Origin of the sequence: Pseudomonas sp. 2hn (genome assembly GCF_019646095.1) — a bacterium.
Classification (GTDB): domain Bacteria; phylum Pseudomonadota; class Gammaproteobacteria; order Pseudomonadales; family Pseudomonadaceae; genus Aquipseudomonas; species Aquipseudomonas peradeniyensis.
The window spans coordinates 5,271,902-5,285,534 of record NZ_CP081016.1 but is presented as its reverse complement, the minus strand read 5'-3'; the positions used below and the strand labels follow the sequence as shown (position 1 = coordinate 5,285,534).

Genomic DNA, 13,633 nt, shown 5'->3' with positions numbered 1-13,633 from the left:
GCTCAGAAGCCCCGCCTGATCTTGGCCTTGAGATCGGCGTGAAAGAAATCCGCGTTATCCCTGTCCGACAGGCTCCCGGGTCCGGTCATCGAGGCCATGCGCGGCCAAAGGTCTGCTCGTCATGGTAGGCCCGCACGAACAGCTCGATATGTTCCCGCTCGCGCATTGCTGGCCACCTGCCCAGGCACTCCGGCAGCTCGCCGCTGCCCGCGTGATAGAAACTCACCCGACGATTGGCCATGGCCGCGGCGCCCAACAGCCAGGTCGTCCACCAGTCGTCGACGGTGTGCTCGGACAGCACGCCGATCCAGTGGGTGGCATCGGCCATGTGCTGGCAGAAGCCGCCATGCAGGTCGTCCAGGGTCTGCCCTTCACTGTCGAAGGGCACCAGTTGGGTGGGAATGCCTTCGAGCAGGAGGCGTTCATTGAGGATGAAGGCATCGAGCCGCTCATCCCGGCGGTAACTGATGAATACCGGCATCCTTGTTGCCCTCCCTGATCAATACCGACGACAAGTCATGACGATCAGGGAAAGCAGGGGTAGGGACAATAGGTGACTGCGAAACCGGAACGGTCCTACCTAGCGCGGTAATATTTCCTACAGTCTAGGTAGGCAAACCTGCCCAATCAGTAGGTATCTTCCGGCAGGCTGGCGATGATCGAGCGGTAGCTGTTCATCCGCTGCTGGGTGACGCTGCCGTCCTCCAACGCCTTGAGCAGGGCACAACCGGGCTCGCGATCATGCTTGCAGTCGCGAAAGCGACAGTGGCCGATCAGTTCGCGGAATTCGATGAAACCATCCTCCACGTCGTCGCGGCTGACGTGCATCAGGCCGAACTCGCGGATGCCTGGCGAGTCGATCAGGTCACCGCCGTTGGGGAAGTGGTACAGCCGTGCGGTGGTGGTGGTATGCGTGCCCTGGCCGGACCACTCCGACAGGTCGCCGACCCGGGTACCGGCCTCGGGCAGCAGGCTGTTGACCAGCGAGGACTTGCCCACGCCGGATTGACCGACGAACACGCTGATATGGCCGTCGAGGGTTTCCTGCAGGCGTTGCATGCCATCGCCGTGGTGGGCCGAGACTTCCAGCAGCGGGTAGCCCAGGCCGCGGTAGACTTCCAGCATCGCGTGGAGGGTCGGACCGTTCTCGTCATTGATCAGGTCGGCCTTGTTCAGCAGCAGCAGCGGGCGGATGCCGGCATGCTCGGCGGCCACCAGGTAGCGGTCGATCAGGTTGGGGTGCGGCTCGGGCGCCGGGGCGAAGACAATGACGATCAGGTCGACGTTGGCCGCCACCGGCTTGAGCTGGCCGTGGTTGTTTGGCCGGCAAAGCTCGGTGCTGCGTGGCATCTGCGCGACGATCACGCCGATGCCCTGGTTGCCGGCGCGCCAGACCACGCGATCGCCGGTGACCAGCGCCGGCAGGTTGGCCCGCAGGTGGCAGCGGAAGACCTGACCGGCGGCCTCGCCGTCCTGGGCCTCGACCTCGACCTGCACGCCGAAGTGGGCGATCACCAGACCCAGCTGTTCCGGCCCCAGATCGCCACCCTCCAGCTCCTGCAGCACGTGCTGCTCGCGTTTGGCGGCGCGGGCGGCGCGCTCGCCCTGGATCTTTTCGATGCGCCAGTTCTGGCGGCGGTTGAGCTGGCGTTTGGCCATGAGGGTTCCGTGTCGGCGGGGCAGAAAGAAAACGGCGGGCAGTTTAGCACGGCGCGCCCACGAGCCGCCCCGCTAGGCTAATATGACGGGCTATTCGAGGAGCCTTTTCATGCAGAACCCACAGAACCTGATCTGGATCGATCTGGAGATGACCGGCCTGGACCCGGACAACGACGTCATCATCGAGATGGCCACCATCGTCACCGATAGCGAGCTGAACACCCTGGCCGAAGGCCCGGTGATCGCCATTCACCATAGCGACGAAGTGTTGGCGCGCATGGACGAGTGGAACACCCGCACCCACGGCGCCTCGGGCCTGACCCAGCGCGTGCGTGAGAGCAAGGTGAGCATGGCCGAGGCCGAGGCGCAGACCATCGCTTTCCTCGAGCAGTGGGTGCCGAAGGGCAAGTCGCCGATCTGTGGCAACAGCATCTGCCAGGACCGCCGTTTCCTCTATCGCCACATGCGCGAGCTGGAAAACTACTTCCACTATCGCAACCTCGATGTGTCCACGCTCAAGGAGCTGGCCGCGCGCTGGGCGCCGGAAGTGCGTGACAGCTTCAAGAAGGGCAGCACCCATCTGGCGCTGGACGATATTCGCGAGTCGATTGGCGAGCTGCGTCACTATCGCGAGCATTTCATCAAGGTCTGACCTTGCCGTGCGCCGACGATCGTCGGCGCGCCCCCTTTTGGTGCCCCGCGCGACTGGGTAGACTGCGCGCCTTTCCCGCACGGACCTGCACCATGTTGCTGATGCTCTACCTCATCGCCATCACCGCTGAAGCCATGACTGGCGCCCTGTCCGCCGGCCGTCGCGGCATGGACTGGTTCGGCGTGGTGCTGATCGCCTGTGTCACCGCGCTGGGTGGCGGCTCGGTGCGCGACGTGCTGCTCGGGCACTACCCGCTGACCTGGGTGAAGCACCCGGAGTACCTGGTGCTGACCAGCTTCGCGGCGCTGCTGACGATTTTCATCGCGCCCTTGATGCGGCATTTGCGGTCGCTGTTCCTGGTGCTCGATGCCCTGGGGCTGGTGGCGTTTACCCTGATCGGCTGCATGACCGCGCTGGAGATGGGGCAGGGGTTCCTGGTCGCTTCGATCAGCGGGGTGATTACCGGGGTGTTTGGCGGCATCCTGCGGGATATCTTCTGCAACGATATTCCGTTGGTGTTTCGGCGTGAGCTCTATGCCAGTGTGTCGTTTGCGGCGGCTTGGTTTTATCTTGGGTGTGTTTACTTCAAGGTGCCGGCGGAGCAGGCCATGTTGCTGACATTGTTTGGTGGTTTTCTGGTGCGGTTGTTGGCGATTCGGTTTCATTGGGAGATGCCGAAGTTTCATTACAACGATCAACAATAGATATAGCGCTGCGCTCTGAGGTGTTCAGTTGTTCTTGTGGGAGCCTGTTTGCCGGCAAGAGCATATAACTGTAGCTATACTGCCAGTGCCCCGATAATTGGCTCATGCCCGTTGATCTTGATCTTGATCTTGCTTCTAAGCGCGCGATAGTTCAGGCGCCGCCAATTGCGACTTCAGGAGCAAGAACGGAGCGAGGGAACCCCGGAGCGAAGCGTAGGGGCCGGATGAATGGAGCGAGGATTTTTTGGTTCCTTAATGAGATGGTCACCCCGGCACCCTGCGAGGCGTACGCTTTCGCAGGGTGTTTTTTCTTCGGAGACCGTCATCATGAGCACCGTGACACTGATCGGCATCGACATCGGCAAACATACCTTCCACCTGCATGCCCAGGACAAGTTCGGCAAAGAGGTATCGCGCAAGAAGTGCTCAAGGCTGCAGATGATGCGGTTTCTGGCCAATCATCCTCCCTGCACGGTGGTGATGGAGGCCTGTGCCGGTTCGCACTATCTGGCTCGAGAACTCACGGCGATGGGGCATGAAGCCAAGCTGATCTCGCCTCAGTTTGTTAAGCCTTTCGTCAAGAGCAACAAAAACGACTTCGTTGATGCGCAAGCCATCTGCGAAGCTGCTTCCCGGCCTTCCATGCGCTTTGTGACGCCAAAATCGCCTGAGCAGCAAACGCTCTCTGTTTCTCATCGGATGCGTGAATCATTGATCCGCGACCGAACCAAGACGGTGAACCAGATGCATGGGTTCCTGCTCGAATTCGGCGTCAGCCTGCCGACCGGACTGGCAGTGGTCAAACGCCTCGCTTCTGTGCTTGAAGAGCACGACTTGCCTGTACGTCTTGTCGCATTGTTGCAGCGGCTACATGAGCATTTCGTCTACCTGAGCGAGCAGATCAAGTTGTTGGACGAAGAGCTGGTGAGCCAGCTGACTGACGATGATCTGGGTAGTCGTTTGCTGAGTATTCCGTGTGTCGGACCGATCACCGCCAGCCTGCTGGCTGTGGAAATGGGCGATGGCCAGCAATACGGCAGTAGCCGGGACTTTGCGGCCTCTGTAGGTCTGGTGCCCCGTCAGTACAGTACCGGTGGCAGACAGAATTTGCTGGGGATTAGCAAGCGCGGCGACAAGAACCTTCGACGCTTGCTGGTGCAATGCGCACGGGTTTACCTGATGCGTTTGAAGTACCAGAAAGGCCCATTAGCCGATTGGGTGCGCTCACTGCTCGCTCGACGTCACTCCAACGTGGTGGCCTGCGCGTTGGCCAACAAACTGGCACGCATCGCTTGGGCCATTACCACTCGGCACACGCAATATAAAACGGAGCCAGGCGCCATGAACGCCTGACCCCGTAGTGCTGCACCGTGTTTCACCATCAGGTTTTGCGATAGCTGTACAACAGATGAAACAAACGGCCGATCGGCCTGACGATGATCCTGGGATCAAAAATGGCTCTTGGAAGCCGCTTACTTTTTAAGGATTGTCAGGTGCGAACGCTCATCGTGGCGCGGGCGGATACGAGCCCATCAGACGCCGGATAGATTTACGCAAGCCATCCATTTCATCTGATGAACAGTATTGCAGAAAACGGGGTGACCATAGATTTTGATCCTTCAAAAAGGGACCCGCCGTAAGGGCGGAAAGGTGACTTTGCGTCACTATCGCAAATGAATGCGCATATAACTTTCAAAACACACTCTCTCAAAGTCAAAGTCAAAGTCAAAGTCAAATGCGATCGGCGTGCGTTTTCATAGTTGTAAGCGCATTCATTAGCTATAATGACGCACAGTCACCCTTTCGCCCCCCGGCGAGTCACTTTTTGTCAAACGCGACAAAAAGTAACCAAAAAACGCTGCGCTCCATTCATCCGGCCCTACGCTTCGCTCCGGGTCCCCTCACTCCGGCCTTGCTCCCGGGAGGACCGCGCTGCAGGGCCCATCCTGGGCCCCAGCGCTTGACGGGCATCCATGCCCGTCACCTCCCTCCGCAAGGCCTGCGTTCGGCCTCCTGAAGTCGCGAAGGTACGGGCGGCGCCTGGGCTGATGCAGCTGTCGCTAGTGGGCTGTGGAGTTAATCTTTTGATCGCCAAAGCAAAGCCAAGCCAAGCCAAGCCAAAGCCAGAGCCAGCAAGCGTCAAAGGGCGTCGTGGCGAGCCAGCGCCCACTCCACGTGCTCGCGCACCAGCTCCGAAGGATCATCCCGTCGCGCGTTGAGCGCCTCCAACACGGGAATGGTCGAAGGGGCATTCCCCAGCCCCACCGCCAGGTTACGCAAAAACCGTTCATACCCCGCCCGCCGCAAGGGCGAACCCTCGGTGCAGCCGAGAAAACGCTTTTCATCCCACAGGAACAGCTCGGCCAGCTCGATATTGTCCAGCCCCCGGCGGGGCATGAAGTCGTCTTCGGTGGTGGTCTTGGCGAAACGGTTCCAAGGACAGACGATCTGGCAATCGTCGCAACCGAACACCCGGTTACCGATCAGTGGCCGCAGTTCCAGTGGAATGGCACCGCGCAATTCGATGGTCAGGTACGAAATGCAACGCCGCGCATCGAGCTGGTAAGGCCCGACGAATGCCTGGGTCGGGCAGATGTCCAGGCACGCCTGGCAGCGCCCGCAATGATCGCTGCCCTGCACGCCGTCAATCGGCAGCGGCAGGTCGACGAACAGCTCGGCCAGGAAGAAATAGCTGCCGGCCTTGCGGTTGAGCAGCAAGGTGTTCTTGCCGATCCAGCCCAGGCCGGCCTCCTGCGCCAGAGCCTTCTCCAGCACCGGGGCGCTGTCGACGAAGGCACGGTAGCCAAAGGGGCCGATGGCCTCCTGGATGCGGTCGGCGAAGTGCTGCACGCGCTTGCGCACCAGCTTGTGGTAATCGCGGCCCAGGGCGTAGCGCGAGATGTAGGCTTTTTCCGGCTCCGCCAGGCGCTTGGCCATCTGCGTGTCGCCGGGCAGGTAGTCCATGCGCAACGAAATCACCCGCAGCGTGCCGGGGATCAGCTCGGCCGGGCGCGAGCGCTTGTGGCCATGGTCGCCCATGTACTCCATCTCGCCGTTGTAGCCGGCCGCCAGCCAGCGCTGCAGGTGTTGTTCGTGCTCGCCAAGGTCGACGCCGGCGATGCCGACATGGGCAAAACCGAGTTCGCGGCCCCAATCCTTGATCGATTGGGCCAGTGAGACGATGTCTGGGAGGTTGGCGGACATGGATGAACAAGCATTACAAGCGGAGGTGCGTATAATTCTGCCAGACATCGGAGCCTTTGACCCCATGCCTCAGACCAAACACCCCCCATTGCTGCTGAGCAGCCTGACCTTGGCCGGGCTGCCACCCCGCGCCGCCGACGCCCACAAGGGCGATTTCGGCCATGTGCTGGTGATCGGCGGTGACCTGGGCACCGGCGGCGCAGTCATGCTCAGCAGCGAGGCGGCGCTGCGTTGCGGCGCCGGCCTGGTCAGCGTGGCGACCCGTGACGAGCACGTCGCCGCCGGGCTGGCCCGCCTGCCGGAGGTGATGTGGCAGGGCGTGAGCTCGGCCAACCAGTTGCTCGGCCCGCTCGCACGGGCCACGGTGCTGGTGGTCGGCCCCGGCTTGGGCCAGGCAGCCTGGGGCCGCAGCCTGCTGTCGGCGGTGACCCCTGCGCATCTGCCGCAGGTGTGGGACGCCGATGCCCTCAACCTGCTGGCCGCTGCGCCACTGGCGTTGCCCAGTGGCAGCATCCTCACCCCGCACCCGGGCGAGGCGGCGCGGCTGCTGGGCATCTCCACCGAGGCGGTGCAGGCCGACCGACCGGGGGCCGCGCGCAAGCTGGCGCGGCGCTATGCCAGCGTCTGCGTGCTCAAGGGCGCGGGCACGCTGGTGGCCGACCCGGCCGGGCAGCTGGCGCAGTGCGGGCGAGGGCATCCGGCCATGGCCGGTGCCGGGCTGGGCGATGTGCTCAGCGGCGTGCTGGCGGCGTTGCTGGCCCAGGGGCTGGACGCCTGGCAGGCTGCGTGCCTGGGCGTATGGCTGCATGCCTGCGCGGGCGAGCGCCTGGGTATCAAAGGTAGAGGGCTGGCGGCCAGCGATCTGGTCCCGGTTATTAGAGCGTTATTGGAGGAGCATTCAGCGTGTCAGGTGTAACCCTGTTTCTGGCCGACGAGCCAGCCACCGTCGCCTTTGGCGCCAAGCTGGCCGAAGTGACCCAAGGTCATGGCGTGATCTTTCTCGAAGGCGACCTGGGCGCCGGCAAGACCACGCTGTCCCGTGGCCTGATCCGTGGCCTGGGCCACGACGGCCCGGTGAAAAGTCCGACCTTCACCGTGGTCGAACCCTACGAAATCGGCGACATTCGCGCCTACCATTTCGACCTCTATCGCCTGGTCGATCCGGAGGAACTGGAGTTCATGGGCATTCGCGACTATTTCGAGGGCGATGCGCTGTGCCTGTTCGAATGGCCCGACAAAGGTGCGGGCGTTTTGCCAAAGCCTGACCTGACCATTACCATAAGCCCGCAAGCGGGCGGACGTTCGCTGAACCTGTCGCCGCAGGGGGCACGCGGCGAAGCCTGGTGTGCCGTTCTGGCCAAAGAATTCAAACAGTAAGTGGGGAAAGGTATGCGCATACGCGCACTGGTCGCTGTCGTTGGGCTGCTGCTGACCGCGGTGACCGTTGACGCTCTGGCCGTCACTCAAGTCAAGAGCATGCGCCTGTGGCGCGCTCCGGACAACACGCGGCTGGTCTTCGACCTGTCCGGGCCTGTGCAGCACAGCGTCTTCACCCTGACCGCACCCGATCGCCTGGTGATCGACATCAACGGCGCCACCCTGGGCGCGCCGCTGAACGTCTCCACCTCGAACACGCCGATCACCAGCGTGCGCTCGGCCCAGCGCACGCCCACCGACCTGCGCGTGGTGGTCGACCTGAAGAAGGCCGTCTCGCCCAAAAGCTTCGTCCTGGCGCCGAACGCCCAGTACGGCAACCGCCTGGTAGTCGACCTGTACGACCAGGAAGCCGACGCCGTTGCCGCCAGCAACCCGACCCCGCCACCGACGCCGCAGCCACCGGCCACCACGCCGGCGGTGCCGGTCACCCCGGCGCAGCCGGCGATCAAGCTGCCGCCAGCCCCGGCCGGCAAGCGTGACATCGTGGTCGCCATCGACGCCGGCCACGGCGGCGAAGACCCGGGCGCGTCCGGGTCGCGCGGCCAGCACGAGAAAGACATCGTGCTGGATATCGCCAAGGAGCTGCAGCGCCAGATCAACTCCGAGAAGGGCTACCGCGCCGAGCTGACCCGTACCGGCGACTACTTCATCCCGCTGCGCAAGCGCACCGAGATCGCCCGCAAGAAGGGTGCCGACCTGTTCGTCTCGATCCACGCCGACGCCGCGCCGTCGAAGGCCGCCTTTGGCGCCTCGGTGTTCGCCTTGTCCGACCGTGGCGCCACCTCCGAGACCGCTCGCTGGCTGGCCGATACGGAAAACCGCTCCGACCTGATCGGCGGTGCCGGCAACGTCAGCCTCGACGACAAGGACCGCATGCTGGCCGGCGTGCTGCTCGACCTGTCGATGACCGCCACCCTCAGCTCCAGCCTCAACGTCGGTCAGAAGGTGCTGGGCAACATGGGCCGGGTCACGCCGTTGCACAAGCAGCGTGTGGAACAGGCCGGGTTCATGGTGCTGAAGTCGCCGGACATTCCGTCGATCCTGGTCGAGACCGGGTTCATCTCCAATGCCAACGAGGCCGCCAAGCTGGCGACCCGCAGCCACCAGCAGGCGCTGGCGCGTTCGATCCACACCGGCGTGCGCCAGTTCTTCCAGCAGAACCCGCCACCGGGCACCTACATCGCCTGGCTGCGCGACAGCGGCAAGATCGCCCAGGGGCCGCGTGAGCACACCGTGCGCCCCGGCGAGACACTGGCGATGATCGCGGTGCGCTACCAGGTCAGCGTTGCCAGCCTGCGCAGCAGCAACAGCCTGAAGACCGACGAGCTCAAGGTCGGCCAGCACCTGGACATCCCCACCACCGCCCTGGCGTCCCAGCAATGAGTGGCGGTTCGCGCATCCAGCTGCTCAGCCCGCGGCTGGCCAACCAGATCGCCGCCGGCGAGGTGGTCGAGCGCCCCGCGTCGGTGGCCAAGGAGCTGCTGGAAAACAGCCTCGACTCCGGTGCCCGGCGCATCGAGGTCGAGGTCGAGCAGGGCGGCGTGAAGCTGCTGCGGGTGCGCGACAACGGCAGCGGCATCGCCCCGGACGACCTGCCGCTGGCCCTGGCGCGTCACGCCACCAGCAAGATCCGCGAGCTGGAAGACCTCGAAGGCGTGCTCAGCCTCGGTTTTCGCGGCGAGGCCCTGGCCTCGATCAGCTCGGTGGCACGCCTGACCCTGACCTCGCGCACCGCCGACGCCAGCGAAGCCTGGCAGGTGGAAACCGAAGGGCGCGAGATGACGCCGCGGGTGCAGCCCGCCGCGCATCCGGTCGGCACCTCGGTCGAAGTGCGCGACCTGTTCTTCAACACCCCGGCCCGGCGCAAGTTCCTCAAAGCCGAGAAGACCGAATTCGATCACCTGCAGGAAGTGATCCGGCGCCTGGCGCTGGCGCGTTTCGACGTCGGCTTCCACCTGCGCCACAACGGCAAGACCATCTTCAGCCTGCACGAAGCAGCCGACGAGATGGCCCGGGCGCGGCGTGTGGGCACCATCTGTGGTCCGGGCTTCCTCGAACAGGCGCTGCCCATCGATGTCGAGCGCAACGGCCTGCGGCTGTGGGGTTGGGTCGGCCTGCCGACCTTCTCGCGCAGCCAGGCCGACCTGCAGTACTTCTTCGTCAATGGCCGCGCCGTGCGCGACAAGCTGGTCGCCCACGCGGTTCGCCAGGCCTATCGCGACGTGCTGTTCAATGGCCGCCACCCGACCTTCGTGCTGTTCCTGGAGTGCGACCCGACCGGGGTGGATGTCAACGTGCACCCGACCAAGCACGAAGTGCGCTTCCGCGAAGGGCGCACGGTCCACGACTTCCTTTATGGCACCCTGCACCGCGCCCTGGCCGACGTGCGCCCGGAAGACCAGCTCGCAGCACCTGCCACGACCAGCGAGATGCTTCGCCCGAGTGGCCTGCAGGCTGGCGAGTTCGGCCCGCAGGGCGAAATGCGCCTGGCCTCGCCGATGCTCGAGCAGCCCCAGGGCGAGGCGCGGCCGGCCTTTTCCTCCGGTGGTTCTGGAGCCGGGTATCAGTACCAGTACACTCCGCGCCCCGCGCAGCCGGTCAACGTCGGCGAGGCCCAGGCGGTCTACCGCGAGTTCTACGCGCCGCTGGACAACGCCGCCGCTACGCCGAGCACGCTGCCGGAAAGCCAGGGCGACATCCCGCCGCTGGGCTACGCCCTGGCGCAGCTCAAGGGTATCTATATCCTCGCCGAGAACGCCGTCGGCCTGGTGCTGGTGGACATGCACGCCGCCCATGAGCGGATCATGTACGAGCGCCTGAAGGTGGCCATGGCCAGCGAAGGCCTGAGCGGCCAGCCACTGCTGGTGCCCGAATCGCTGGCGCTGAGCCAGCGCGAGGCCGATTGCGCCGAGGAGCACGCCCAGTGGTTCCAGCGCCTGGGCTTCGAACTGCAGCGCCTGGGTCCGGAAACCCTGGCGATCCGCCAGATCCCGGCGCTGCTCAAGCAGGCCGAGGCCAACCGTCTGGTTCAGGACGTGCTAGCTGACCTCATGGAATACGGCACCAGCGACCGCATCCAGGCGCACCTGAACGAACTGCTCGGGACCATGGCCTGCCACGGTGCGGTGCGCGCCAACCGGCGCCTGGCCATCCCGGAGATGAACGCGCTGCTGCGCGACATGGAAAACACCGAGCGTAGCGGCCAGTGCAACCATGGCCGGCCGACCTGGACCCAGATGGGCCTGGACGACCTGGACAAGCTGTTCCTGCGGGGCCGATGAGATGAGTGCGAAACCCCCGGCAATATTCCTCATGGGGCCGACGGCGGCCGGCAAGACCGATCTTGCCATCGAGTTGACCAAGGTGCTGCCCTGCGAGCTGATCAGCGTCGACTCGGCGCTGGTCTATCGCGGCATGGACATCGGCACCGCGAAGCCCTCCAAAGAGGTGCTGGCGGCCCATCCGCACCGTTTGATCGATATCCTCGATCCCGCCGAAAGCTACTCGGCCAAGCGGTTCTGCACCGATGCCCTCGAGGCCATGGCCGAAATCACCGCGCGCGGCAAGATCCCGCTGCTGGTCGGCGGCACCATGCTTTATTACAAGGCCCTGATCGAGGGCCTGGCCGACATGCCGGCGGCGGACCCTGCGGTGCGCGCCGAACTCGAGGCCCAGGCCGCCACCCTGGGCCTGGCCGAGCTGCACCGACAGCTGGCCGAGGTGGACCCGGAATCGGCGGCGCGCATCCATCCGAATGATCCGCAGCGGCTTATCCGTGCGCTCGAAGTGTATCGGGTCAGCGGCCAGACCATGACCGCCCACCGTCAGCGTCAATTCGCGGAAAGTAGCGCTGCAGACGCAGGCGCGGGCGGGCATTTGCCCTATACTGTCGCGAGTTTGGCGATTGCTCCTACAGATCGTCACATTTTGCATCAGCGAATTGCGTTACGATTTTCGCAGATGCTGGAACAGGGCTTCGTCGACGAGGTCCGAACGCTGCGGGCCAGAAGTGACTTGCACGCGGAACTGCCGTCTATACGGGCAGTGGGCTATCGACAGGTCTGGGATTATCTCGACGGTCAGCTGACTGAGAATGAGATGCGAGAACGCGGTATCATTGCCACTCGCCAGCTGGCCAAGCGGCAGTTCACCTGGTTGCGCGGCTGGGAAGGCGTGCACTGGCTGGATAGCCTGGCCTGCGACAATCTGTCCCGCACCTTGAAATACCTGGGGACCGTCTCCATATTGAGCTGAGTCCCTGCCAAATGCCGTCTATTCTTGCGGACGGGCGGCATAATTTATCGATTTTCTTGATTTTCTACTATTGATCCTTACAGGAGTGCGGCATATGTCAAAAGGGCATTCGCTACAAGACCCTTACTTGAACACCTTGAGAAAAGAAAAAGTCCCGGTTTCGATCTATCTGGTCAACGGGATCAAGCTGCAGGGCCAGATCGAATCCTTCGACCAGTTCGTTGTGCTGCTGAAGAACACCGTCAGCCAGATGGTCTATAAGCACGCCATTTCGACTGTCGTACCTGCCCGCCCGGTTCGCCTGCCAAGCCCGTCCGATGCCGATCACGGCGACAGCGAGCAAGGCAACGCTTGAAAAAAGTAGGAGCCTGCATTGTTCTTTGAGCGCCACGGTGGTGGTGAGCGAGCGCTGCTCGTTCACTTGGAAGGTCAGAACCCTGAGGCGCGCGAAGACCCGCAGGAGTTTCAGGAGCTGGCGCTGTCGGCCGGCGCCGATATCGTCTCGCTGGTAACAGTGGCGCGGCATCAGCCCACCGCCAAGTTTCTGATCGGCAGCGGCAAGGTCGAGGAATTGCGCGACCTGGTCCAATCGGCCGAAGCCGACCTGGTGATTTTCAATCACACCCTCACGCCCAGCCAGGAACGCAACCTCGAACGTGTCTTCGAGTGTCGCGTGCTGGACCGTACCGGGCTGATTCTCGATATCTTCGCCCAACGGGCGCGTACTCACGAAGGCAAGCTGCAGGTCGAACTGGCCCAGCTCGAGCACATGAGCACGCGGCTGGTGCGCGGCTGGACCCACCTTGAGCGGCAGAAAGGTGGTATCGGCCTGCGCGGCCCGGGTGAGACCCAGCTGGAAACCGACCGCCGTCTGCTGCGGGTGCGCCTGCGTCAGATCAAGGCACGCCTGGAGAAGGTGCGCAGCCAGCGCGAGCAGGCTCGTCGCGGGCGCAAGCGCGCGGACATCCCGTCGGTGTCGCTGGTGGGCTACACCAACGCCGGCAAGTCGACCCTGTTCAACGCCCTGACGCAATCCGAGGTGTACGCCGCGGACCAGTTGTTCGCCACCCTCGACCCGACCTTGCGCCGGCTCGAGCTGGCCGACCTGGGGCCGATCGTGCTGGCCGACACCGTGGGTTTCATTCGCCACCTGCCGCACAAGCTGGTCGAGGCATTTCGGGCTACGCTCGAAGAGTCGAGCAACTCCGACCTGCTGCTGCACGTGATCGACGCCCATGAGCCCGAGCGCATGGAGCAGATCGAGCAGGTGCTGGCGGTGCTGGGCGAGATCGGCGCCGAGAGCTTGCCGATCCTCGAGGTCTATAACAAACTCGACCTGCTCGAAGATGTCGAGCCGCAGATCCAGCGCGATGCCGATGGCAAGCCGCAGCGGGTCTGGGTATCGGCACGCGATGGTCGAGGCCTGGAGCTGGTTGGCCAGGCGATTGCCGAGTTGCTGGGGGACGATCTGTATGTCGGAACCCTGTGCCTGGAGCAACGGTTTGCCCGCCTGCGCGCGCAATTCTTTGCCCTGGGTGCCGTGCAGAGTGAAGAGCATGATGAAGAAGGGCGCAGCCTGCTGAGCGTGCGACTGCCCAGGGTCGAGTTGAATCGCCTGGTCAGCCGCGAAGGCATGGAGCCGCAAGTGTTTGTCGAGCAACACACTTTGCAATAAATGCCCGTCGAGGTCGTCGGGCAGCGGTGACAGGCATTCTGTAGCATT

General features: G+C 63.7%; 13 protein-coding genes. 10 read left to right on the top strand and 3 right to left on the bottom strand.

The window, feature by feature from the left end:
- Nucleotides 1-85: 85 nt before the first annotated feature.
- Together K2O50_RS23885 and rsgA are read right to left on the bottom strand one after the other, a co-directional pair.
- Nucleotides 86-481 carry a molecular chaperone Tir gene (locus tag K2O50_RS23885; RefSeq protein WP_256206026.1) on the bottom strand — a complete coding sequence of 132 codons (396 nt, stop codon included), beginning with the start codon at nucleotides 479-481 and terminating at the stop codon, nucleotides 86-88.
- Between the two features lie 146 nt (nucleotides 482-627).
- Nucleotides 628-1,659: a small ribosomal subunit biogenesis GTPase RsgA gene (gene rsgA / locus K2O50_RS23880; protein WP_050707162.1), complete on the bottom strand. Its 1,032-nt coding sequence runs from the start codon at nucleotides 1,657-1,659 to the stop codon at nucleotides 628-630.
- Nucleotides 1,660-1,768: 109 nt separating this feature from the next.
- Here rsgA and orn point away from each other — a divergent pair, with 109 nt between their 5' ends.
- The 3 genes from orn (at nucleotide 1,769) to K2O50_RS23865 (ending at nucleotide 4,368) form a co-directional block, all read left to right on the top strand.
- On the top strand, nucleotides 1,769-2,311 hold the full coding sequence (gene orn / locus K2O50_RS23875; protein ID WP_028688268.1) for an oligoribonuclease: 543 nt from the start codon (nucleotides 1,769-1,771) through the stop codon (nucleotides 2,309-2,311).
- A 92-nt stretch (nucleotides 2,312-2,403) separates the two neighbouring features.
- Nucleotides 2,404-3,015, top strand: coding sequence for a trimeric intracellular cation channel family protein (locus K2O50_RS23870; RefSeq protein ID WP_023630647.1), 612 nt, complete (start codon nucleotides 2,404-2,406; stop codon nucleotides 3,013-3,015).
- Nucleotides 3,016-3,342: 327 nt separating this feature from the next.
- Entirely contained in the window at nucleotides 3,343-4,368 is a 1,026-nt protein-coding gene (locus tag K2O50_RS23865; RefSeq protein ID WP_050707629.1) for an IS110 family transposase, read from the top strand.
- Between the two features lie 786 nt (nucleotides 4,369-5,154).
- On the opposite strand, the gene queG is transcribed toward K2O50_RS23865, so the two are convergent.
- A complete protein-coding gene (queG, locus tag K2O50_RS23860; protein WP_050707082.1) occupies nucleotides 5,155-6,219 on the bottom strand; it encodes a tRNA epoxyqueuosine(34) reductase QueG in 1,065 nt (354 codons plus the stop codon).
- Between the two features lie 64 nt (nucleotides 6,220-6,283).
- Between queG and K2O50_RS23855 the strand changes: the two genes are divergently transcribed.
- From K2O50_RS23855 to hflX, 7 genes are all read left to right on the top strand, one after another.
- Complete coding sequence (locus tag K2O50_RS23855; protein WP_050707081.1) at nucleotides 6,284-7,135, top strand: NAD(P)H-hydrate dehydratase; 852 nt, start codon at nucleotides 6,284-6,286, stop codon at nucleotides 7,133-7,135.
- A gap of 8 nt (nucleotides 7,136-7,143) precedes the next feature.
- A complete protein-coding gene (gene tsaE / locus K2O50_RS23850; protein ID WP_371263161.1) occupies nucleotides 7,144-7,596 on the top strand; it encodes a tRNA (adenosine(37)-N6)-threonylcarbamoyltransferase complex ATPase subunit type 1 TsaE in 453 nt (150 codons plus the stop codon).
- Complete coding sequence (locus K2O50_RS23845; protein ID WP_371263160.1) at nucleotides 7,597-9,039, top strand: N-acetylmuramoyl-L-alanine amidase; 1,443 nt, start codon at nucleotides 7,597-7,599, stop codon at nucleotides 9,037-9,039.
- Nucleotides 9,036-10,937 (top strand): DNA mismatch repair endonuclease MutL, encoded by a 1,902-nt coding sequence (mutL, locus tag K2O50_RS23840; protein ID WP_050707078.1) that lies wholly within the window; start codon nucleotides 9,036-9,038, stop codon nucleotides 10,935-10,937. Before K2O50_RS23845 ends, mutL begins: the two co-directional genes overlap by 4 nt.
- Nucleotide 10,938: 1 nt before the next feature.
- Nucleotides 10,939-11,910 (top strand): tRNA (adenosine(37)-N6)-dimethylallyltransferase MiaA, encoded by a 972-nt coding sequence (gene miaA, locus K2O50_RS23835; protein ID WP_050707077.1) that lies wholly within the window; start codon nucleotides 10,939-10,941, stop codon nucleotides 11,908-11,910.
- Between the two features lie 94 nt (nucleotides 11,911-12,004).
- A complete protein-coding gene (gene hfq, locus K2O50_RS23830) occupies nucleotides 12,005-12,265 on the top strand; it encodes an RNA chaperone Hfq (protein ID WP_028688261.1) in 261 nt (86 codons plus the stop codon).
- 18 nt (nucleotides 12,266-12,283) lie between these two features.
- The gene (gene hflX / locus K2O50_RS23825) at nucleotides 12,284-13,585 is read left to right on the top strand and encodes a ribosome rescue GTPase HflX (protein ID WP_050707076.1); all 1,302 of its coding nucleotides are present in this window, start codon (nucleotides 12,284-12,286) and stop codon (nucleotides 13,583-13,585) included.
- The last annotated feature ends 48 nt before the right edge of the window (nucleotides 13,586-13,633 follow it).